This window comes from Bacteroides celer (assembly GCF_002632415.2).
GTDB lineage: Bacteria > Bacteroidota > Bacteroidia > Bacteroidales > Bacteroidaceae > Bacteroides.
The window spans coordinates 2,238,661-2,261,595 of the sequence record NZ_CP178209.1; the positions used below are offsets into that span (position 1 = coordinate 2,238,661).

At 42.3% G+C, this 22,935-nt stretch carries 16 protein-coding genes and 2 pseudogenes; 8 read left to right on the forward strand and 10 right to left on the reverse strand.

The features are described from left to right. Positions 1-126: 126 nt before the first annotated feature. Positions 127-1,467 carry a dihydroorotase gene (locus CJF29_RS08625; RefSeq protein ID WP_099146417.1) on the reverse strand — a complete coding sequence of 447 codons (1,341 nt, stop codon included), beginning with the start codon at positions 1,465-1,467 and terminating at the stop codon, positions 127-129. Next, positions 1,464-2,207: a polyprenol monophosphomannose synthase gene (locus CJF29_RS08630; RefSeq protein WP_074556423.1), complete on the reverse strand. Its 744-nt coding sequence runs from the start codon at positions 2,205-2,207 to the stop codon at positions 1,464-1,466. Before CJF29_RS08630 ends, CJF29_RS08625 begins: the two co-directional genes overlap by 4 nt. 313 nt (positions 2,208-2,520) lie before the next feature. On the opposite strand from CJF29_RS08630, the gene mfd reads away from it, so the two are divergent. Further along, positions 2,521-5,895, forward strand: a complete 3,375-nt coding sequence (gene mfd / locus CJF29_RS08635) for a transcription-repair coupling factor (RefSeq protein WP_099146418.1) — start codon at positions 2,521-2,523, stop codon at positions 5,893-5,895. A gap of 286 nt (positions 5,896-6,181) precedes the next feature. Here the strand turns inward: mfd and CJF29_RS08640 are convergent, their stop codons facing one another. The 8 genes from CJF29_RS08640 to CJF29_RS08675 form a co-directional block, all read right to left on the reverse strand. Continuing rightward, positions 6,182-8,068, reverse strand: a complete 1,887-nt coding sequence (locus CJF29_RS08640) for a YgiQ family radical SAM protein (RefSeq protein ID WP_099146419.1) — start codon at positions 8,066-8,068, stop codon at positions 6,182-6,184. An 86-nt stretch (positions 8,069-8,154) separates the two neighbouring features. Beyond that, positions 8,155-8,397 carry a sulfurtransferase TusA family protein gene (locus tag CJF29_RS08645; RefSeq protein WP_074556428.1) on the reverse strand — a complete coding sequence of 81 codons (243 nt, stop codon included), beginning with the start codon at positions 8,395-8,397 and terminating at the stop codon, positions 8,155-8,157. Beyond that, positions 8,397-8,714, reverse strand: coding sequence for a hypothetical protein (locus CJF29_RS08650; protein ID WP_004325560.1), 318 nt, complete (start codon positions 8,712-8,714; stop codon positions 8,397-8,399). The genes CJF29_RS08645 and CJF29_RS08650 overlap by 1 nt, the downstream gene beginning before the upstream one ends. Before the next feature lie 79 nt (positions 8,715-8,793). Beyond that, positions 8,794-11,703, reverse strand: a complete 2,910-nt coding sequence (locus CJF29_RS08655) for a xanthan lyase (protein WP_099146424.1) — start codon at positions 11,701-11,703, stop codon at positions 8,794-8,796. 226 nt (positions 11,704-11,929) lie between these two features. Beyond that, entirely contained in the window at positions 11,930-13,921 is a 1,992-nt protein-coding gene (locus tag CJF29_RS08660; RefSeq protein WP_074556431.1) for a glucosamine-6-phosphate deaminase, read from the reverse strand. Positions 13,922-14,069: 148 nt separating this feature from the next. Then, positions 14,070-14,846 carry an amidohydrolase gene (locus CJF29_RS08665; protein WP_074556432.1) on the reverse strand — a complete coding sequence of 259 codons (777 nt, stop codon included), beginning with the start codon at positions 14,844-14,846 and terminating at the stop codon, positions 14,070-14,072. Between the two features lie 106 nt (positions 14,847-14,952). Next, positions 14,953-15,507, reverse strand: coding sequence for a 1-acyl-sn-glycerol-3-phosphate acyltransferase (locus tag CJF29_RS08670; RefSeq protein WP_074556433.1), 555 nt, complete (start codon positions 15,505-15,507; stop codon positions 14,953-14,955). Positions 15,508-15,515: 8 nt separating this feature from the next. After that, a complete protein-coding gene (locus CJF29_RS08675) occupies positions 15,516-15,785 on the reverse strand; it encodes a hypothetical protein (protein WP_074556508.1) in 270 nt (89 codons plus the stop codon). Positions 15,786-16,523: 738 nt separating this feature from the next. Between CJF29_RS08675 and CJF29_RS08680 the strand changes: the two genes are divergently transcribed. The 7 genes and pseudogenes from CJF29_RS08680 (at position 16,524) to CJF29_RS08710 (ending at position 22,909) form a co-directional block, all read left to right on the forward strand. Beyond that, positions 16,524-17,477 (forward strand): tyrosine-type DNA invertase cluster 3b, encoded by a 954-nt coding sequence (locus tag CJF29_RS08680; protein WP_099146420.1) that lies wholly within the window; start codon positions 16,524-16,526, stop codon positions 17,475-17,477. A 411-nt stretch (positions 17,478-17,888) separates the two neighbouring features. Continuing rightward, complete coding sequence (locus CJF29_RS08685) at positions 17,889-18,641, forward strand: YjbH domain-containing protein (RefSeq protein ID WP_074556435.1); 753 nt, start codon at positions 17,889-17,891, stop codon at positions 18,639-18,641. Between the two features lie 7 nt (positions 18,642-18,648). Next, a pseudogene (locus CJF29_RS08690) lies at positions 18,649-18,966 on the forward strand (hypothetical protein); the annotation flags it as partial. A gap of 76 nt (positions 18,967-19,042) precedes the next feature. Continuing rightward, the gene (locus CJF29_RS08695; RefSeq protein WP_002558307.1) at positions 19,043-19,453 is read left to right on the forward strand and encodes a hypothetical protein; all 411 of its coding nucleotides are present in this window, start codon (positions 19,043-19,045) and stop codon (positions 19,451-19,453) included. Beyond that, positions 19,395-20,471 carry a transposase gene (locus tag CJF29_RS08700; protein ID WP_002558306.1) on the forward strand — a complete coding sequence of 359 codons (1,077 nt, stop codon included), beginning with the start codon at positions 19,395-19,397 and terminating at the stop codon, positions 20,469-20,471. Before CJF29_RS08695 ends, CJF29_RS08700 begins: the two co-directional genes overlap by 59 nt. Positions 20,472-20,495: 24 nt before the next feature. Beyond that, positions 20,496-21,413: pseudogene (locus CJF29_RS08705) on the forward strand (hypothetical protein); the annotation flags it as partial. A 47-nt stretch (positions 21,414-21,460) separates the two neighbouring features. Continuing rightward, a complete protein-coding gene (locus CJF29_RS08710) occupies positions 21,461-22,909 on the forward strand; it encodes a carboxypeptidase regulatory-like domain-containing protein (RefSeq protein WP_074556437.1) in 1,449 nt (482 codons plus the stop codon). Positions 22,910-22,935 lie beyond the last annotated feature (26 nt).

Sequence of the window (22,935 nt, forward strand, 5' to 3'; positions counted from 1 at the left end):
GGCAAGATTTCCTTCAGGATATTGATGTTCTTAGGCACGGATTACACGGATTACGCTGTTGTTTTATATAGTCATATTTCTAAAAACCGTGAAATAAATCCGTGTAATCCGTGCCTGAAATATTATTTATCGCTCAAAGAACAATTCCTGTCCGCGATAAGTCTCGTCTATTTCTCCGTTGTTATATAACAGATGTCCGTTTACAAATGTTTTCTCTACTTTCCAGTCGAATGTGTGTCCCTCTAATGGACTCCATTTGCATTTGCTTAGAATACAATCGGTTGTTACCGTCCATTCGCTTCCGGGACGGACTAATACCAAGTCAGCCTGATAGCCTTTGCGAATGAATCCTCTGTTTTGTATTTCATACATCTGCGCAGGAGCATGAGCCATCTTTTCTACTACTTTTTCGATAGTAAACACTCCTTTTTCTGTCAACTCCAACATGCTGACGAGTGAGAACTGAATCATTGGCATTCCGGACATTGCTTTTAAGGCACCGCCTTCTTTTTCGCTAAGTAAGTGTGGAGCATGATCTGTGGCAATGGCATCAATCAAACCGCTATTGACAGCCTCTTGCAAAGCTTTCCGGTCTTGCGCTGTCTTAATGGCAGGGTTGCATTTGATGCGGGCACCCAGTGTCTGATAGTCCTCTTCCGTAAAGAGCAGATGAGAAACACAGGCTTCTGCCGTGATCTTTTTTTGTACCAAAGGTACATTAGAAAACAGGCTCAACTCTTTAGCTGTGGAAATATGCATGATGTGCAGGCGGGCGTTTGTCTCACGTGCCAACTGCACTGCCAGTTCGGATGAACGATAGCAAGCCTCTTCCGAACGAAGGAGCGGATGAAGAGCCAAAGGTACATCGTCTCCGTATTCTTTCTTATATTTATCCGTATTTTCTTTGATAATTCCCTGATCTTCGCAATGAGCAGCGATGAGCAGATCAGTTCCACCGAATATATTACGCAGACTGGCCATCCGGTCTACCAGCATATTGCCGGTGCTTGACCCCATAAATAACTTCACTCCACAAACCCGGTGTTTATCCAGTTGTGCAAACTGGGTATAGTTATTATTCGTTGCTCCGAAATAGCAGGAATAGTTGACAGCCGACTTTTCACCCAACAGAATAAATTTTTCTTCCAAAGCCTCCAATGTAGTAGTTTGCGGATTGGTATTGGGCATATCCATGATAGAGGTGACACCTCCTGCTGCCGCAGCACGACTTTCTGTGGTGATATCTGCCTTATGAGTCAGTCCGGGATCGCGGAAATGCACATGTTCATCGATGGCACCCGGCAAAAGATAACATCCGGTTGCGTCTATTATCTCGTCATAGGGGGCAGTTGCGTTTTCTTCACCGACCCATATTTCGGCTATCTTTTCATTCTCGATTACTACTGAACCCAGAACTTTTCTTCCTTCGTTGACAATAACGGCGTTTTGAATCAGTGTACGTTTCATTTCTTTTGTGGGAATTTATGGAACCAACTATTTACTTTTAATTTTATCACACCAAATATGGCTTCTCCAAAGATGCTGCTATTCATTTTAGAAGTCCCTAATTCACGATTAATGAAGATAACGGGAACTTCGATGATTTTGAAACCACACTTGTAAGCAGTGAATTTCATTTCAATCTGAAAGGCATATCCTTTAAAACGAATATGATCTAAATCGATCGTTTCCAATACCTGACGGCGGTAGCAAACAAATCCGGCAGTGGTGTCATGTACAGGTATTCCGGTGATAAACCGCACATATTTAGAGGCGAAGTATGACATCAATACCCGTCCCATCGGCCAATTCACTACATTCACTCCACTGACATAACGGGAACCGATAGATACATCTCCTCCTTGTTCCGAACAAGCCTGATACAAACGGGGTAAATCATTCGGATTATGACTGAAGTCTGCATCCATTTCAAAAATATACTCGTATGCGTGCTCCAGTGCCCATTTAAATCCGGTAATGTAGGCAGTGCCCAGTCCCAGTTTTCCTTTACGTTCAATCATAAAAAGCCGTTCGGGAAATTCTTGTTGCAGTTTTCTTACGATGGCTGCCGTCCCGTCCGGAGAGCCGTCTTCTATGACCAGAATATGGAATACTTGGGGAAGGCCGAAAACGGCACGGATGATATTTTCTATGTTCTCCCGTTCATTATAGGTGGGGATAATTACAATGCTATCCGATGTCTGCATATAGATACTATAAAATTTAGAAACAAAAGTAGTTCTTTTCCTTTAGTTATAGCTGAACTAAGGAAAATTTAACGTGTTTCATACCCCATTCGGAATAAGACGGCATGTTGTCGGAACTAAGCCCGCACCTCGCTTGGGGTAAGCCCACGCCTTAGCAGTGCTCATCCCACGGCTCACGGATGTTTAGCCCACGGTTTAACAGCACTCGCCCCACATCTAAGTAATGTCCGGCAGATACCTTATTATAATACTTCTGTTCTTTGGGTGTATACTCCCAATCTTTTTTGTAATTTTGCGGGGAAATTTTATAGGTATGACAATAACTGAGTTGCAACAACAATATGCTGCCCACCCCAATATGACAGTAATGAAGCGCTTGTTGAAGGACACTTCCGTTCAGACTGTTTTTTGCGGAGGACTGTGTGCATCCGCCGCTTCTCTTTTTTCTTCTGTACTGGTGCAAGAGGGTGGTTGCCCGTTTGTATTTATTTTAGGTGATCTTGAAGAAGCCGGATATTTCTATCACGACTTGACGCAGATATTAGGTACGGAAAGAGTCTTGTTCTTTCCATCTTCATTCCGTCGCTCCATCAAGTATGGACAAAAAGATGCGGCCAATGAGATTTTGCGCACAGAAGTACTTAGCCGCTTGCAAAAGGGGGAAGAGGGATTATGTATCGTTACGTATCCGGATGCATTGGCGGAGAAAGTGGTGTCGCGCAAGGAATTGAGTAATAAAACGCTGAAGCTGAATGTAGGAGAGAAAGTGGATACCACTTTCATCACCGATGTGTTGCATAGTTATGGTTTTGAATATGTAGACTACGTATATGAACCGGGACAATATGCTGTTCGCGGTAGTATTATCGACGTTTTCTCTTTTGCTTCGGAATATCCTTATCGTATTGATTTCTTTGGTGATGAAGTGGAAAGTGTCCGTACCTTTGAGGTGGAATCCCAATTATCCCGTGAGAAGAAAGATGGAGTGTCTATTGTTCCCGATTTGGCGGTGACAGGTGACGTAACGACTTCTTTTCTGGATTTCATCCCGAAAGAGACTACCTTGGCGATGCGCGATTTTCTTTGGTTGCGCGAGCGAATCCAGGTAGTACACGATGAGGCGCTGACGCCACAGGCAATAGCCGTTCAGGAGGCCGAAGAGAATGGTGGCATTACATTGGAAGGGAAATTGATAGACGGCAGTGAGTTTACTGTACGGGCACTCGATTTCCGCCGGTTGGAATTTGGTAATAAACCGACCGGAACGCCCAATGCCAGCGTTACTTTCAATACATCTGCCCAGCCTATTTTTCATAAGAATTTCGATCTGGTAGCTTCTTCTTTCAAGGATTATCTGGAAAAGGGCTATTCGTTATATATCTGTAGTGACAGCATGAAGCAAACAGATCGTATCAAAGCGATTTTTGAAGATCGAGGTGATAAGATTAATTTTACTCCCGTAGAACGTACTATTCACGAAGGTTTTGTAGATAATACACTGCAGCTCTGTATCTTCACAGACCATCAGTTGTTTGATCGTTTCCATAAATATAATCTGAAAAGTGATAAAGCCCGTTCGGGAAAAGTGGCACTATCCTTGAAAGAACTGAATCAGTTTACTCCGGGAGACTATGTGGTGCATACGGATCATGGTATCGGACGTTTTTCCGGATTGGTACGTATTCCGAATGGTGATACTACGCAAGAGGTTTTGAAACTGGTGTTTCAAAATGAAGATGTGGTGTTCGTTTCTATTCATTCCCTGCATAAGGTTTCCAAATATAAAGGTAAAGAAGGAGAGGCTCCCCGCCTTAATAAATTAGGTACAGGTGCATGGGAGAAACTGAAAGAACGTACGAAGAGTAAAATCAAGGATATTGCCCGCGATTTGATTAAATTGTATTCGCAGCGTCGTCAGGAAAAAGGTTTCTCTTATAGTCCCGATAGTTTTTTGCAGCGTGAGTTGGAAGCATCCTTTATTTATGAAGATACACCGGATCAGAGCAAGGCGACGATTGATGTCAAGGCGGATATGGAAAGTGACCGTCCGATGGATCGTCTGGTCTGCGGAGATGTAGGATTTGGAAAAACCGAGGTAGCGGTCCGTGCGGCTTTCAAAGCCGTTGCCGATAATAAACAAGTAGCCGTTTTGGTTCCGACAACAGTGCTTGCTTACCAGCATTTTCAGACTTTCCGTGAGCGTCTGAAAGGGTTACCGTGCCGGGTGGAGTATTTAAGCCGCGCACGTACTGCCGCACAGACCAAAGCTGTATTGAAGGGATTGAAAGAGGGAGATGTCGGTATTCTGATAGGTACCCACCGTATCTTGGGAAAAGATGTCCAGTTTAAAGACTTGGGATTGTTGATTGTGGACGAAGAACAGAAATTTGGAGTCTCTGTCAAAGAAAAGCTGCGTCAGTTGAAAGTAAATGTGGATACACTGACGATGACTGCTACTCCAATTCCCCGTACCCTTCAATTTTCATTGATGGGTGCACGCGACTTGAGTGTGATTTCTACTCCGCCACCCAACCGCTATCCGATTCAGACCGAAGTGCATACTTTTAATGAAGAAGTGATAACGGATGCCATCAATTTTGAGATGAGCCGCAACGGTCAAGTCTTCTTTGTCAATAACCGGATTGCGAACTTGCCGGAATTGAAAGCGATGATCGAACGTCATATCCCGGATTGCCGTGTAGCAATTGGACATGGACAGATGGAACCGACAGAGCTGGAGAAGATTATTCTGGATTTTGTCAACTACGACTATGATGTACTCTTGGCAACTACAATCATCGAAAGTGGTATTGATATTCCGAATGCCAACACTATCATTATCAATCAGGCGCAAAACTTTGGATTGAGTGATCTCCATCAGATGCGTGGACGGGTAGGACGTAGCAACAAGAAAGCTTTTTGTTATCTGCTGGCTCCTCCGTTGGGTAGTTTGACAGCCGAAGGAAGGCGACGTCTTCAAGCGATTGAAAACTTTAGTGATTTGGGAAGTGGTATTCATATTGCCATGCAGGATTTGGATATTCGTGGAGCCGGAAATCTACTTGGAGCCGAACAAAGCGGATTTGTTGCCGATTTGGGATATGAGACATATCAGAAAATTCTGACCGAAGCTGTCCATGAGTTAAAGACAGACGAGTTTGCAGAACTGTATGCGGATGAAATCAAAGGCGAAGGTCAAATTAGTGGAGAAGAGTTTGTAGACGAGTGTCAGGTAGAAAGCGACCTCGAACTATTATTACCCGCCAACTACGTAACTGGCAGCAGCGAACGCATGTTGCTATATCGTGAACTGGATGGACTGACATTGGACAAAGATGTGGAAGCTTTCCGTGCTCGCCTGGAAGACCGCTTCGGACCGGTTCCCCGGGAAACGGAAGAACTACTCCGTATTGTGCCTCTACGCCGTCTCGCAGCCCGTTTGGGTGCAGAGAAAATCTTCCTGAAAGGTGGGCGGATGACCTTGTTCTTTGTTTCCAATCCGGATAGTCCGTTCTATCAAAGTAAGGCTTTTGGTAAAGTGATAGATTATATGATGAAATATACCCGTCGTTGTGATTTGCGTGAACAGAACGGCAGACGGAGTATGCTGATTAAGGATGTTACTAATGTGGAAACGGCGGTCAGTGTGTTGCAGGAGATTGTGGCTTTGCCGGTAAAGGAAGCATAAATGAGTTGAAGATGCTATCATTGGCAACAACTCATTACTATGTAGCTTTTATTTCTTTCTCTTACCTATATTATTTTTTCGATTGCCTAATGAGTTTTCGTTTGACAGTTGTTGAACTAACGCCCGACAATAGTTGAACTATCGTTTGACTATTGTCAAACGAAAACTTCCTAGGTAATCAAATACATATCAATTGGAGAGCGCTAACTTAAAAGTAGCCAATAAGATCACAAGTTATAATTGATTCATAATCATGCCTTATGCTTGATTTATAATTTATTTCATTCTATCTTTTTCCTTTCCCTCTTTCCATGTCCTTTCTTTTTCCGTATAACTTGTCTATCAAATCTGAACGTCCGATACGTCTCAACTCATTGATGATATTCTTTCGTTCTTCCGGTTTATACCAGAAAAAGAATTGCCGTTGAGCAAGTTTTTCCCGTTGAGTTTTAGCACTGAATATCGGTTCTAAAGTATATGGGTGGAATCCGGTGTACCAAGCTTCGGTAGCCACTGTCATCGGAGTAGGAGTGAAGTCCTGTACTTGTTCCAGGTGGAAGTCCAGACGTTTAGTGATAACGGCAAGCTCCGCCATATCTTCTTCGTTGCATCCGGGATGCGAAGAGATAAAATACGGAATCAGTTGCTGACGCAGATTCTCTTCTCGGTTGATACGGTCGAATATCTTCTTGAATGTTTCAAATTGCTCAAAAGAAGGTTTGCGCATTACGGATAATACCCGGTCACTGGTGTGTTCCGGAGCTACTTTTAACCGGCCACTCACATGATTGACTATTAATTCGCGGGTATACTCGGCAGTGCTACGGTTGATAGCTTCATCTTTGCTTTGATGAAGTAACAGATCATAGCGTACACCGCTGCCGATAAACGATTTTTTGATTCCGGGCAAGGCATCTACAGCATGGTAAATATCCAGTAGAGGGCGGTGATCGGTATTTAGATTCGGACAAACTTTCGGATGAATACATGACGGTCGTTTGCATTTCTTGCAAATAGCTTCCTCTTTCCCTTTCATCTGATACATATTAGCGGAAGGACCTCCCAAATCACTTAAATATCCTTTGAAATCGGGTAACTGAATAACCTCTTTTACCTCTTTCAGTATAGACTCTTTGCTTCGGCTGACAATAAACTTTCCCTGATGGGCGGAAATGGTGCAGAATGCACAGCCACCAAAACATCCCCGGTGAATGTTGATGGAAAACTTAATCATATCGTATGCCGGAATCCGTTTCCCTTTGTATTTTGGATGAGGCAGGCGGGTATATGGTAGATCAAACGAATGATCGAGGTCTTTCTGGCTCATCGGAGGATAGGGAGGATTGACAACTACTATCTTATTTCCTACTGCTTGTGTGATTCGTGAAGCCGAATATTTATTGGATTCTTCTTCGATATGTCGGAAATTACTAGCCTGTTTCTTTTTATCTGCCAGACATTCTTCGTGTGAATAAAGTTGAAGGTCATCTTCCGCAGATGTCCATTCTGTTGCACGACAAAGATAGGCTGTTTGGGGTACAGAACCGATAATTGTTCTGAATTTGCTGCTTGTCAGTACAGGTTCTTCAGCGGTGAGCAGACTTTTCATATTCTTCACCAGGTCTACAAGAGGCTTTTCCCCCATTCCGTAAATGAGCAGATCTGCCCCGCTGTCGCACAAAATACTCTTTTGCACTTTGTCCTGCCAATAATCGTAATGACTCAACCGTCTTAAACTGGCTTCGATTCCTCCGATGACTACCGGAACATCCGGAAAGAGTTTCTTTAGTATCTGGCTATAAACCGTGGAAGGATATTCCGGACGCATATCCGGTCGGCCGTCCGGAGTATAGGCGTCTTCGCTGCGTAGTCGTTTGTTGGCGGTATATTTATTAACCATCGAGTCCATGCATCCGCCGGAGATACCGAAGAATAGCCGTGGACGTCCCAACTTCCTGAAGTCACGCAGGTCGTCACGCCAGTTAGGTTGGGGAACGATGGCTATTTTCAAACCTTCCGCTTCGAGAATGCGTCCGATAACGGCAGCACCAAAAGAAGGATGATCCACATATGCATCAGCACTAAATAGAATGACATCCAATTCATTCCATCCTCGAAGTTCTACTTCTTTCTTAGTAGTGGGTAACCAGTCGGTCAATCGATATTCTTTCATGCCGCAAAGATACGGATAATAAAAAACATCCCAATGATTTTTTTATTCATTGAGATGTTTCACTTCGTTCATTAGGATGTTTTCTTTCAATTATTAGGATATTTTTTTAACTTCCCGTTGATTGTGAACTGTAATGTCATTTGTTCACCGTCATAGATTTCACGGAAACCAATACCTTGCTCGGACAGATATTCCTTTAGATCCTGAAACGCATCAGCATGGTTCATGATAATCTCTATTGTTTCACCCGGAGAGGCAGTGCACATCGCTTTTATTGCAGGAATCAGCGGACTGTATGCTGTTATTCCGCAGGTATCTACCGTAATCATTATTCCTCCTCTTCTTCCGCTTCCGGACTGGAGAGCCAGGTAAGATAAAGCTTGATGAGCTGTTGCAAGCCGAATGCCTTCATATTATTGTGATAAATCACGTCGATACAAAGGTCCAGCAAGTCTTTACTGTCTTCCTCCTGACTGGCGATAAGGGAGCGGATATTTAGTTTCAACTTATCCAGAACTGCTTCATCTATAATACCGGTACTGTCGATAAGATGACGGAACAGAGCATATTTTTCAATCGTTCTCAAGTTTTCATTAGATACTTCTATGCTGCGTGTACCGCTGGGATTTGCTTGTATAGTATACATTGTTTTTTAGTTTTAAAGGTTATTATAGTAGCAAAGATAGAATTTAAAATGAGAAACGGATTAAAAAAAAGGATATTTTTTATTTTTGAGTAAAGAATCCCAAGATGCTTGCCATAATGGTTGCCCGGTCTGCTTCGGACTGGATACTTTCAAAAGGAAAGCCCAATACAAAAGTACGGTAGTTTCCTTTGTAGGCAATACCTGCACTCTGATTGCCGGGTGCATACGTAAATACGGGGAAGGCAGTATCTACGGGAACAATACAATCGGCAGCAGGTACAGCATAACTGCTTTCATTAGGCAGACGTGGGATTGTAATAGTACGGCCCAATCCTTTAATCTGATTCGAACTCTTATCCGTCAGGCTACCTTGATAACCATATTTCAGTATTTTCTCCGTAAACTCCCGGTTTCCTTGTGTTCCACTCATATCACTTCCTACATAAGCACCACTGACAAACAGGTTACCTCCCGCTTGGCAATAACTGGTCATAATCCGTTGCATAGCCGAAGAGAATGTCTTGTAATATGCTTTACTTGCAGGATCTTCTTTTTCCAGTCCCAAAATATAATCTACTACTGGATAATCTTCTAATGTAACCAATCCGTTCTCTACTGCTTCGTCGCTGCATGATACGAAACTATATTTTCCGGCTGCCTGAATTGCTTTTCCGTGAATAAAAGGATAGTCGAACGTGTTTCCTGCAATTTTCATTCCTTCTAATTCGTTTCCGCTATGTCCCAGACTTCCTTTTCCTTCTTTACCGGCTTGTGTACGGTCGAAGCCGGTTTGTGCTCCGCAAAATGAAATATTCGATATATACGGAACGCCGGGATCTTGCATTAGATCGAATCCAGCTTTATCAGAAGTGTTAACGACCGCCGGACCGCTGATTCTGTCAAAGCCATTGATGATGATTACTTTTCCCTGTTCACGTTTGGCTTTATAAGCGGAGAGGATTTCAGAAGGAAAACTTTCCCCACCCCGGTTTACAGCAGTTACTTTGAATGAATAAACAAGTCCCGGTTCTATCTTAACGGTGTGGGACGTTTTGCTGACTAAAGTGCCATTGTCAAAACCTCCATAACCGATGCGGGTATATACAATGTATTCCCGTGGTCGTGCAGTCGGTTCTTGCGGATCGTCTTCGCCTTTCCATGAAAGTTCTAATGTATTCTTTTTCTTTCCGAATTGAATGGCGAAATTGCTCACAGGTAGAGGCTGAACTATGTATTCTTTATCATGCTGGTTGGTAATGAACTGCAAAATACCTTTGTAAATGGCACGCCCCACTGTAAACTTGAAGTTCGGATCATGTCCTAACTGCATATCTGCGAAGTTCTGGTGGGAGAGTAATTCAATAATCGTAGAAGGTGTAGCCGGAAGACGTGTTTCGCTATAATTCCGGTTCCACATGCTGCGGCGTATCCAAGGCAAGCTATAGCTTGAATAAATATCTTTCTGAATTTGTGTCAGCAGAATGTCTGCCAGATCACGTGAGGCATACCGGTCTGTTCCTGCATTCAGTTTGCCATTATTGAAATCTGTGGTGTAAATGCCGAGTGATCCAATCAGTTCGTCTGTTTTGCTACATCCGGCGTCACTGTGCAATGCCATCGTCATTTCCAAAGGTACGCCCAGACCCGACTGTTGTGGGTTATAGACGGAACTGCCCGATAAATAATTGATAACGTTAGAGCGTGTGTTGATATCGTCTGTATAGTCGTTTTCACCTTTTCGTCCGGCATATACTTCGTATGGCATTCCCGCCCATTGAGCAGAGTAGCGTGCTCCTTCCAAGTAACGCGGTAGCCCGCTGATTTTTCCTCCACGGGCAATGTTTCCCATTCCCCCTCCAAAACGTACTGCATCGGCACATACAACTCCATGTTCGCTGCTCTCGTTACTAAGAACCACCATACCGTAGTCATTGTTCCCTTTGTTGAATTCAAAAGTGCCGAGATAAACCCATGTGCCTCCACCTATCTTTTGGTTTACTTTGAATTCGGTAACTCCACCGTTATGAAATACCAGATATTTGGCGTCGCTTACACTGTTGGGTAATGTCTGGTAGGAAACATAAACAGCATACTTGCCTGTTGCCGGCAGAGTAGGCACCCATTCGGCAAATACCTGGTCTTTATTCTTCTTTTTCTTTCTCTCTGTCGGAATAAAACGACAGGTTCCGTCAGTGAAAGGATTTTCTCCATCTTTATAGATTGTTTTCTTTTGAGCAAATCCTCTTACCGGAGCATTTGTCCAATTAGTCTTTTTACCCCCCATTTCCAAATAAAGAGAAGCGTTGGGAGTATCATTATCTACGATGATTTCATTCTTTTGTGTATCCCGTTCGCGGGGAGTATAGACAATCGCTCCTGCATTTTCCAGCATTGGAATCACATAAGGAAGGACAAAAGATTGAGTGAACATATCTTCTGTGGTGCAGAACAATCGGGGGCGTTGCCATCCCCATTCGTTTTTGTCATTTTTGAAATAGTTGCCGTGGCTTTGCCAGATTGCAATGTGGCGGTCTTGTAGTCCGCGTGAGATTTCATTAGGACGTGAAGTGTTTTTCACCCAGGGAGCTCCTTTATAATCTACATTTAAGGATAACCGCTCCTTATCCTTTTTCTTATTCCGGTAGAAATTAGGTACCAAATCTTCAATGGGTTTCCCATCCGCATAAATGGTGAGTTGGTAATAATGAACGGGACCCGGAAGCAATTCTTTAACTTGATTATAAATGTTTTCTACAGTTTCCGGACGGAAAGGCTGGTAGGCGAAACTCTCCGATGCATAGATTGCAATCGTCTTACGGTCGTAATTAATATCGAAGCTATTCAGTTTAGGAGTGCTGATTTGGGCTGTTGCGGTATATTGGTTGAAGTAATCCGTCAGCCGCTCTTTTACATTTCTTTCAATGTCTTGAGCGAAAAGGTAGTTTGCGCCTATAGTGAGGCATAGAAGAAACACTATTATCTTTTTCATCATTCAATGCTTTTATTTTCATTTTCACCACAGAGGAAAGGAGGACACAGAGTTATTATGAACAACCATTTTATATCGCTATATCGCTTCATAGATTTAACCTCTGTGTCCTCCTTTCCTCTGTGGTGAATTCTTCCGCAAAAATAAACAAAAAAGAGCGAGAAGTATCGAAACTTCCCACTCTTCTTTCATTGTTTTATATTCTCTTAATTAAGAATGATTACTCTTATAATGGAACATATTCTACAAATGCTTCCATTGCTTCGTAAGAAGCCAGTCCCAACTGATCGTACAAAGTAGCTGTACCACGGTTACGATCTTCGCTACGTTGCCAGAACAAACGTTCGTCGTTACCCAGGAACGGAGCACTTTCCATTTGCGACTGATGTTTCAGGATAGAGTTACGTTTTGCACGAAGTTCTTCCGGACTGATAGGCACTGCCATTTCAATATTCTCGATTTCCCATTCAGCCCACGCACCACGGTACATCCAGATACGACAGTCTTTCAGCCATTTGGCACCTTCTTCTTTTTCAAGATCGACAGCAGCAAATACAGCGTCTGTACATACACGGTGAGTTCCATGTGGGTCGGCTAGGTCACCTGCAACGAAAATTTGGTGAGGTTTTATTTCACGGAGCAAGTTGCGTACAATTTCTACGTCTGCTTCACTGATCGGGTTTTTCTGAATCTTACCTGTTTCATAGAATGGCAGATCAAGGAAATGGCAACGTTCCAACGGTATATTATTATAAGTACAAGCCGTACGGGCTTCACCACGACGAATCAGACCTTTGATAGTCAGAATATCACGGCTGTCCATATCACCGTCTTTCTTCTCTTTCAAGAAATTGCGTATTTCTGTATATTTTTCATTGATAACCAAGTCTTCACTGTTATTGAAGAGTTGGTTGAATCCATTGATGAAATGCATGAAACGAACTACTTCCTCGTCACCTACAGCGATATTACCGGAAGTTTCGTAAGCTACGTGTACTTCGTGTTTCTGCTCTACCAAACGGCGAAGTGTACCACCCATGGAAATAACATCATCATCCGGATGCGGAGAGAAGATGATTACGCGTTTCGGATATGGTTTTGCGCGTTCCGGACGATAGGTATCATCAGCATTGGGCTTGCCACCCGGCCATCCGGTAATGGTGTGCTGCAAATCATTGAAAATTTTGATATTTACATTGTATGCAGAACCATAAAGTGCCAGAAGCTCACTTAACCCGTTTTCGTTATAATCTTTATTGGTCAATTTCAGAATCGGTTTGCCGGTCAGCTGACACAGCCAAACAATAGCGCTACGGATTAACTTATCGTTCCATTCGCAGGAAGTGACTAACCAAGGACGTTGGATACGTGTTAAGTTCATGGCTGCCGAAAGATCGAGAGCTACATGCGCATTGTTGTGAGTTTGCAGGTAAGAAGCAGGAATTGTGTCAGTGATCGCACCTTCCACACATTCTTTAATCATAGCTGCTTTATTCTCACCCCAGGCAAGCAGATACACTTTCTTTGCACCAAGAATAGTGGCTACTCCCATTGTAATAGAACTGATCGGAGTATTATCCAACGTTCCGAAAATCTTGGATGCCTCATTGCGTGATGCGTTATCCAACAAAATCAGACGAGTGGTAGAGTTCAGTCGGGAACCCGGTTCGTTGAACGCAATGTTACCTACACGACCGATACCTAACAAAGCAATATCAATACCTCCGAAGCTTTCAATGCGTTGTTCATACAGGCGGCAATATTCAAAGATAGTATCTTTGGCAATGCTTCCATCGGGAGTGAATATATTCTGCTTGTCAATGTCGATGTGGTCCAGCAACATACTCTTCAAAGCGTTGAAGTTGCTGTTGATTGCATCGGGAGACAACGGATAATACTCATACATATTAAATACGATCACATTGCGGAAGCTAAGTCCCTCTTCCTTATGCATACGGATAAGTTCGGTATATACGTGGCTGGGTGAGTCACCTCCGGGAAGTGCCAATACACAGAAACGTCCTGCCTTTTGTTTTTCGCGTATGGTTTGTGCTATTTCGCGCGCAATATAGTTAGCACCTTCTTCTACGGATTCGTAGATGTCCGTAGGGATTTTCTCGAGTCTTGTCAAGACTGATTTTTCAAATGCATTCTCCGGTCTGTAGTATCTGGGGGAGACCCGGTGGAGACTGATTTGAGAACTAAGATTTGTTTTCATAAAGTTGTTAATTAAGTTATGTAAGATTAGCGTCCTTACGACTGTATTTTCACGACAAAGATACAAAAGAAGTCTATATAATTAACTACCGAGTTATAGGTATTGTTGCTGCAATAATCTGTTTTTAACATTTGTTGTTTTGCCAATGTTACAGATGGAATTCGTCTGCATCTTTCCATACCGGGAACTTCTCTCTGAATTGGTTAAGAGTATTCAGATTAAGGCTCACAGTAGCTATTCCTTCCTTTTCATCTGGAAATGAGCCTATTTCTTCTCCGAAAGCAGAATAAACTCTGCTTCCTCCATTATATGTAAGCTGATATCCGTCTATGCCTACCCTATTGACACCGCATACATAGCATTGATTTTCCAAGGCACGTGCCCGGAGTAGAGTGTCCCAAACCAGACGGCGGGGGATAGGCCAGTTGGCTACATATATTAAAAGGTCGTACTCGTTGTTTACGTTCCGGCTCCATACAGGAAAACGGAGATCATAGCAAACCAGCAGGCAGATATTCCATCCACGGTAAGGGATGATAAGTCGTTTATCACCAGCCGAAAAATGTTCAGCTTCCCTTCCCATACGAAACAGGTGACGTTTGTCATAATAGAATTCTTCTCCTTCCGGTGTCAGGAAGAAGGCCCGATTATAGAACTGGTCGTTTTCAGTTGCTATATAACTTCCACAAATGGCTAGCTGAAATTGGGCAGCCCATTGCTTGAGTGTTGTAATGGTCGCTCCGGAGTTCGGCTCTGCCAGCATTTTACTCTGCATGCTGAATCCGGTGGAAAACATCTCCGGTAAAACAACCATCTCCGTTATTCCACGAAGACTTTGCAGCTTTTCGTGGAGCAAACGGAGATTTTCTTGTTTATTTTCCCAAGCAATATCGGTTTGTATGATGGAAATACGGATAGACTCCATACTAACTAAGTGTTAAATAAGTATTAAGTGTCAAGTATTAAGTATTAAACCGTGCGGATAGGTATGTCAGAAGCTACGATTAATACTTATTACTTAATACTTAAAATCATATTTCTCCAAGAGCAAAATTCTCCGGATGTTTTCCTTTGAAATCTTTGAAATAAAGTTTGATTTCTTTCATGTCCTTATTAATATCTCCTGATGGCATGATGGCTTTCGTTGCAGAGATTGTTTTCTTGCTGTAATCAATGCCAATCAGAACGATAGGAACCTGGGCTTTCAAGGCTATAAAATAAAATCCTTTTTTCCAGTTTGGATTCGCTTTGCGGGTTCCTTCGGGAGTGATAGCCAAATTAAACTTTTTATATTTAGCAAAATTATGAACCATCTGATCTACTAGCGAAGTTTTTCGGCTGCGGTCAACGGGAATTCCGCCAACAGCTTTGAAAAAAACTCCGAGTGGAAAGAAAAACCATTCTTTTTTCATCATGAAACTTGTCTTACGGCCTATAGCACCATAAAATAGTTTTCCAATAAATAAATCAAGATTTGTTGTGTGTGGAGCGGCACATATCACGCATTTATCATAATTAGGCACCGTAACGTTTGTCTTCCACCCTAACAGGCGGTAATAGATAAAGCTATAAATTGCTTTTTTCATTTCTGCTTTTAGTTCAATTTTCCGATAGCTTCAATAATCTCGTTAATCTTTGCATTAAAGTCTGCACGGAATTTCTTATAAAAACCTTTCACGTTGCCCGGTTCTGTGTGGCTGATACGAGTAACAAACTCATCCTGCATTTTCAGTACCTCTGCCATCAGTTCATCAGCTTTCGCTTTGTCTGTGCCGGGGATAAGCATGCTGTTAATTAAACACTCGGTGAATAATTCTCCTGCGATATAGTTTACGTTCTTTTTGAGTTCTCTTCTACTTGCCATAATCTTTATATTTAATGGTGAATAATAAAAATATTTGCGGTAAAGATAGGCACTTTCTTTGATTCTAGCGAATAATATAGGGAAAAACATTATTCAGGCCTTCATCTTCTTAACTCTATCCCTTTATTTAAATAATTTCACAGGCTATTATTGATGGAATAACAGGTTTGATTGTGATCCTGAATAGTATTTTGGTTATGTATGAGCCAAATATTATTTTTTAGTGAAGCGGTAACCCGAAAAATAATATAGAATTTACCTAACGGACAAACGTACGTTATCTACCGTGTGAATGTCCGTTACCCACCGGACGAGCATCAACAACCTGCCAGACGAAAGCCGGTCATCTGCCGGACGAATAACTCATGAGGGACGCGGGTACAGAAACGGCACCGACGAAGTGATCCGAACCGACAGCGGTAGCAGCTAAAGCCATTTTCTCTGCCCTATATTATTGCTATTATTTATAACAGAAATAATACTTTTCTCTTCTCTTCTCTACTGGTTTTCGTTGGCTTTTCCCCCTTTACTGGCGGGCGTTTCAGTGCTTTGTACAGCCCTCTTTGGATACCTTCGTTTTTGTACCGATTTCACTTGTTTTCTCACCGAAATACAAGAATAACTTTCACGTGAATGGCGGTTTTTCTCTTACTTTTCTTTTTTTATAATAGTTGCAATCATAAAGTAGGTATTTTTGTTCTTTCTCTTAATTTATTGTATAATCTAAAATAACTAATGATGCAAAAAATGAATAAGAATGGATTTAACCAATGTGCCGGAGCGTACATTGAGCGTTTGCGAAAAGAAGGGAGATATTCTACCGCTCATGTTTATAAGAATGCTCTTTTTTCTTTTAGTAAGTTTTGTGGAACAACAAACATATCGTTCAGACATGTCACGCGGGAATGTTTACGTTGCTATGGGCAGTATCTTTATGAGTCAGGATTGAAGCTCAATACGATTTCTACCTATATGCGTATGTTGCGTAGCATCTACAATAGGGGAGTGGAAGCGGGAAGAGCTCCTTATGTGCCCCGGTTGTTTCATGACGTCTATACAGGTGTAGATATCCGGCAAAAGAAAGCATTGCCTGTGCTCGAATTGCATAAACTTCTGTATGAAGATCCGAAGTCCGAACGCTTGCGCCGTACACAGACGATTGCTGCTCTGATGTTTCAGTTTTGTGGGATGTCATTCGCGGATTTGGCGCATTTAGAGAAATCAGCTTTGAACCAGAATGTGCTTCAATATAACCGTATCAAGACTAAAACACCTATGAGCTTGGAAATTTTGGATAGCGCAAAGGAGATGATTGATCAGCTTCGAAGCAATAAACCCGCTGTCCCTGATTGTCCCGACTATTTATTCAATATTTTACATGGCGATAAGAAACGGAAAGATGAAAGAGCATATAGGGAATATCAATCTGCTCTTCGGAGTTTTAATAATTGTTTGAAGGATTTGGCTAGGGCACTACACCTGAATTCCCCCGTCACTTCATATACCTTCCGACATTCGTGGGCTACTACCGCTAAATATCGCGGAGTTCCGATTGAAATGATTAGTGAATCGTTGGGACACAAATCTATTAAAACCACACAAATATATCTGAAAGGCTTTGGATTAAGAGAACGTACAGAAGTTAATAGAAAGAATTTATCTTACGTTAGAAATTGCAATGTTAGCAGGTGATATATAGACAAAACTCTAATAATCAATATTTAATTATGTCTGTTACTTCTTAGGTAACGGATTCTAATACGACGCAAAGATAAACAAAAATATAGATAGCAAACAAATATAATCTCATTTTTTTCGTTTTATCTGATATATATGGCAAAAAAAAATCCGAACATGAAATAATCTTATCTTCATGCCCTATGATTTATATGTCCTGTTAAAAAAAGAATTTCCCCCTTCGCTAAAGGCCAAAACTCTTCTATTACTGTAATTGTCGATGTTTTTCTCTGCTTTCATTCCGGTTGTTCTCGATTGTGTGTTTACTGTTACCTAAGAAGTAACGGAATTATATAAGGTAAAAATAGTAGATTAATCAATGGTTTTGAGAATATCTCTATTTAAAAGTATAATATACAAATAAAGATGAAGCAAACTAAAACAACTTTTAGGAATAAGTCATTTATTTCATTGAAAGGTAGTATTCTATTTTTGATTCTCATTTCGATGACCACCAGTCTGGTTCATGCTCAATATTCTATAGGAACAACGGGGCAGTTGATGATACCTACCGCTGAAATGCAAGAGGCCGGAACATTTATAGGTGGAGTTAATTTTTTACCTGAACAGCTTACTCCTTCGGTTTTCAGTTTCCCTACCATGAACTATTTTGTAGATATGACTCTTTTTTCTTTTATCGAATTCACTTATCGGATGACATTGCTCAAAATGACAACAGCTACGGGTAGAACCGGTTATCATAATCAAGACCGTTCTAATACGATTCGTATTCGTCCGATAAAGGGAAGTCGTTATTTCCCGGCTGTTGTGGTTGGTGGAGACGATCTCTTGACGGAAAAGAAGACGCCATATTGGGGAGCTTATTATGGTGTATTAACAAAGACTATCGGATTCCGTTCGGGGGATCAATTGGCTGTGACGGCAGGTTGGTATATTCATCAGGGCGATTGCCGGGTATATAATAAGGGGCCTTTCGGAGGTGTCCGCTACACGCCTTCTTTTTGCAAGGAGTTAAAGTTGATGGCTGAATATGATACGCGTGGATGGAATCTGGGTGCTGCCATGCGCTTTTGGAAGCATTTGTCCGTCAATGTGTTTACTCGTGAATTTACATGTGTTTCCGCTGGTCTGCGGTATGAATGTACATTAATACATTAAAATAAAGATGAAAAGGATCGTTAGTATAGCAGCCGTTTTTCTCTGTGGTATTTCTTTGTTGCAGGCACAGCTACTTCGTGTGAGTGATACCCTGAAAGAATTGAAAATGAAGAATATTTCGGTTGTGGAGAAAAAAGACACGATAACTGCCGCTTTTGAGACCTCTACCTATAGAGGTATTTATAATGGAATAGGTATTGCCATACGCCATTTGGCTGCTATACCGGAGATACCGACTTTGCAGTTGCTTATATTAGATAATGCCTTACCGCAATTATGCATAACTATTCCTGCGGAATTGATTCAAAAATATCGGGGCACGTGTAAAAACCTGTGTTTTCGTTTGTTATTTTTTGCTATAAAAAATCTTTGTAGTACCTTTGTTTTGCAATCATATAGCAATGTCAGAGAATCCATTAGTAAAGCTATTAAGCTACATACTCCCTTCGGAGTTCAACGAATATTTTGACCTTACCGATGTTAAGGAAGAAGAACGTGGCGTGGAGAAGATTCTCCATCTGTATCTTCACGAGAAGAACCTTCAGCCGGATGGTCACACAGAGCTGTCTCCCAACGGTTTCTACCCGGAATCATGCATCAACCACTTTCCTCTCAACGAGCACCGTACCGTTCTGCACGTATGCCGTCGCCGTTGGAAGGACGGTTTGGGCAGGACGTATAGCAGAGATTGGGAGTTGACAGCAAAAGGAACACGGCACACTAAGGAGTTTGCCGCTTTTTTAAAAGAATTCCTTGGATACATCCCCGATTACAGCCAGATCACTCCAGAAACCGTATCACATCAAGGCTGACGAGTTCGAACGTGCCTACAAGGATTTCCTCAGCGGTTACCGCACGTGGAAAGAATTGTCACATGCGGAGGACTGGCTTGTCTTCTATAAGAACATAGGGCCACAACTGAGCATTGACGAGACAGCGCTCTCTGACGGTGAACTTTATACAATAATCTCCAACAAGGCTGCCCATGGCGGCAAGGGAGCTATCGTGGCCATTATCAAGGGGACAAAGGTCGAGGATGTCGTAAAGGCGTTGATGCGCATCCTTTGGTACGAGAGGGCTAAGGTGCTGGAGGTAACGATGGACTTCTCCGAGAGCATGCATTCCATAGTAAAGCAGTGCTTCCCGTATGCCACGATAACCATCGACCGCTTCCATGTCCAGAAGGACTGCTACGATGCCATGCAGCAAGTGCGTATCAGGCACAGGCGCGAGGCCCAACGTACCGAAGTGGAAGCGCGCGAGCAGCACAAGCTCCGTAACAAGAAGAATGCCGAGGCACGAAAGAGACGTCTTGAGAAGAATGGAGGCAAACGGAAAGGAAAACAAGGACGGAAGCCTAACCGCAAGAATGAGAAGTACGAGCCTGTGAGGCTGTCAAACGGAGATACCGTCTGTGAACTCCTGACGCGCTCACGCTATTTGCTGATGACATCGGCAGATAAATGGACAGCGACTCAGAAAATCCGTGCAAGGCTGCTGTTTGAACTCTATCCTGATATGAAGACCGCATATTCAATCTCGCACTCTTTGCGCATGATTTTCAATAACAAAAACGCCACAAGGGAAAGCGGGAAGAAAAGCCTCGCCCAATGGTATGCAAAAGTCGGAGAGTTCGGAGACGAAAACTTCAACACTGTTGCAGCAACCATCTATGAACGGCAGGGAGAGATTCTCAACTACTTCATCAATCGGTCTACCAATGCGTCTGCTGAATCTCTTAATTCAAAGATCAAGCAGTTTCGAGCACAACTACATGGGGTTATAGATGTAAAGTTCTTCTTATTCAGACTCTCAAAGATATTTGGCTAAACACAGGTTTTTGCAAGTGCCCCAAAATATCAGTCTGGTGAATGTTCGTTGGGCGAAGTGTATCGTAATATGGGGATGACAACTTCTACCAGAACTGCCGTGAATCGCTTGAAAGGTATAAAACGGAAAGAAAATTCTTTCGGTAAAGTGGATTTGGTAGTATATCCCAGTGTAATGTTAGTCAACAATGTAACTTATAAGTTGTATAAAGCGGCTTTGGAATTACAGCCTGCTTTAGAAATGCAATTATGGAAGGGAGCTTCGCTGCGGATGCAGGTTTCTTTGCCTATTGTGAGTAATGAAGATGGTAAGTGGGACTGTGTTCGCTTGGGATTCATGACTTTGCATCAGGATTTTCGCTTGGCTAATCATTGGAAAGGATACCTTGCTGGTGGTAGCTTTTCTAATGATCGTCAGGGACTTGCTGCAGGAATCGGCTATTTTTCTGCGAATGGTCGGTGGACGGCGGAAGGTGGCGGAGGAATTACCGGTTCTTCCCATTTCTATGGTAGTGAATGGAAAATGAGTAAGTGGGGAAGAGTTAATGGACAGCTTAGTGTAGGATATTACGTACCGGAAGTGAATACTCTGGTGAAAGTAGAAGGAGCTCGTTTTATTTATGGAGATTATGGAGTACGTGGAACCCTTTCACGTTATTTCGGTGAATATATTGTAGGTATATATGGCATGTACACAGATGGAACAACAAATGCGGGATTTAACTTCTCTATTCCGTTACCGGGGAAGAAACGCAGGCGATATACGCTGCGGGTGATGCTTCCCGAATATTTTGCTTTTCAGTATGATATGCGTAGCGGAAATGAATATGCCCACCGTTCGTTGGGCGAAAGTTATAGTATAGAACCTAAGTCTGCTGAGAACTCACGTTTCTGGCAGCCGGATTATATCCGTTATTATTTGATTAGAACGAGTGAGAAATGAATCATGATTGATATTTGAACTAGTATTTTTAACAAAATTAAAACATTATGAAAAGTGTAAAATGGTTTTATGTGGGTGCCATGGCGATAGCCTTGGGTGTGTTGTCTTTTGCGACAGTTGCATGTCATGATGATGATGACGATCCGAAACCGGCAGAGGGGGAAGTAATTGAAACTCCGAAACCGATAGTGGAGTATTACATTATGGGTACAGTAACTTCAAAAGGCGCAGGAATGAGTGGGGTGACTGTGAAAGTAGGAAGTAAAAATTGTACAACGGACTCCAATGGTAAGTTCTCTGTTACCGAAAGCGCCACAGGTATTTATGAGATTGCCGTTACTCATACCGGTTATCTCTCTCAAAAGACTTCTGTGACAATAGCAGACAATACGGAGAACCGTAGTGTGATAACTGTGGCTTTAGCTCTAACTGGGGAAAGTCCGAAAGAAGAAGTCAAACTGGACGCACAGGAAGCAACTGTTGTGGAAGATAAAAGTACATCAAATACAGAAATTCCGGCAACTTCAGAGGATTTGGGACAGGTTACACCGGATAAGGTTGTAGAAGATGTACCCTTGGCGAAAGTGTCCATAGAGATTCCGGCAGGGGCTATTGAAGCAGAAGGGCAGAATACAGGAATTGTGGAAAACAATAAAGTTGATATCAGTGTCACTACGTTTGTTCCTGCTCCCGAAAAGGTTACTACCGAGGTTAAACCTGCTGAAGAAGGAAAGGCTGTAGAAAAGAGCATTCCTTTGGCAGCAGCTCATTTTGAACCGACAGGATTAAAATTCAAAGAGGCTGTCAACATATCTATTCCGAACCCTATTCCGGGTATAACTTTCCCGAAGAGTAGTATGCAACTGACTTATCTGAATCCGCAATCAGGACAATGGGAAGTGGAGAAAGACGGGGGACAAAATGTAGCAGTTACTTTGAACGAAAGTGGTAGTTATACAGCTCCGGTTAAGCACTTTTCTGCTTATGCAATAGAAAACAAAGTGTCTAGCACTATTAGCAAAGAGGAAATTCAGAAAAGCGAAGTTTTGGGACAGACAAGTCATGATAATAGCGAGAATGCGAAAGCGGTGACAGGTATCGTGTTGAAATATTCCGAAAAGGCCGGCTGGGATTATGTCGGTGGCGTAGAGGGAATGGTTACGGCTATAAAAAATGCCTTAGGTACCAGTGACCAAACGACAATAAATGCAATGGCGGCTTATCTCAGAACTCGCATGTATTCGTTGATGGGTTCAACATCAGGAATCACTACTACCGAACGTATATATAATACGGTAAATGTAAATGGCTATACTACGATGGATTATGCTTGTTATGCCAAGACTCGTACAACTACATTGACTACAACAGTCATCTATAACGGGCAGACAAAAACGATATCTATCTCTGCAAAACGTTATACAGGTGCTGACCAGCAATATAAGACGGTAACTTATAACCCGACACATAGTGGTGGTAAAGGTGGTAGCATGTAAATTGATCCATGTACCAAAATATAATT

Excerpts from the sequence above, each read along its gene's own strand:
- CJF29_RS08625 (WP_099146417.1), bottom strand. The coding sequence starts at position 1,467 with ATGAAACGTACACTGATTCAAAACGCCGTTATTGTCAACGAAGGAAGA.
- CJF29_RS08630 (WP_074556423.1), bottom strand. The coding sequence starts at position 2,207 with ATGCAGACATCGGATAGCATTGTAATTATCCCCACCTATAATGAACGG.
- mfd (WP_099146418.1), top strand. The coding sequence starts at position 2,521 with ATGACAATAACTGAGTTGCAACAACAATATGCTGCCCACCCCAATATG.
- CJF29_RS08640 (WP_099146419.1), bottom strand. The coding sequence starts at position 8,068 with ATGAAAGAATATCGATTGACCGACTGGTTACCCACTACTAAGAAAGAA.
- CJF29_RS08645 (WP_074556428.1), bottom strand. The coding sequence starts at position 8,397 with ATGATTACGGTAGATACCTGCGGAATAACAGCATACAGTCCGCTGATT.
- CJF29_RS08650 (WP_004325560.1), bottom strand. The coding sequence starts at position 8,714 with ATGTATACTATACAAGCAAATCCCAGCGGTACACGCAGCATAGAAGTA.
- CJF29_RS08655 (WP_099146424.1), bottom strand. The coding sequence starts at position 11,703 with ATGAAAAAGATAATAGTGTTTCTTCTATGCCTCACTATAGGCGCAAAC.
- CJF29_RS08660 (WP_074556431.1), bottom strand. The coding sequence starts at position 13,921 with ATGAAAACAAATCTTAGTTCTCAAATCAGTCTCCACCGGGTCTCCCCC.
- CJF29_RS08665 (WP_074556432.1), bottom strand. The coding sequence starts at position 14,846 with ATGGAGTCTATCCGTATTTCCATCATACAAACCGATATTGCTTGGGAA.
- CJF29_RS08670 (WP_074556433.1), bottom strand. The coding sequence starts at position 15,507 with ATGAAAAAAGCAATTTATAGCTTTATCTATTACCGCCTGTTAGGGTGG.
- CJF29_RS08675 (WP_074556508.1), bottom strand. The coding sequence starts at position 15,785 with ATGGCAAGTAGAAGAGAACTCAAAAAGAACGTAAACTATATCGCAGGA.
- CJF29_RS08680 (WP_099146420.1), top strand. The coding sequence starts at position 16,524 with ATGCAAAAAATGAATAAGAATGGATTTAACCAATGTGCCGGAGCGTAC.
- CJF29_RS08685 (WP_074556435.1), top strand. The coding sequence starts at position 17,889 with ATGAAGCAAACTAAAACAACTTTTAGGAATAAGTCATTTATTTCATTG.
- CJF29_RS08695 (WP_002558307.1), top strand. The coding sequence starts at position 19,043 with ATGTCAGAGAATCCATTAGTAAAGCTATTAAGCTACATACTCCCTTCG.
- CJF29_RS08710 (WP_074556437.1), top strand. The coding sequence starts at position 21,461 with ATGAAAAGTGTAAAATGGTTTTATGTGGGTGCCATGGCGATAGCCTTG.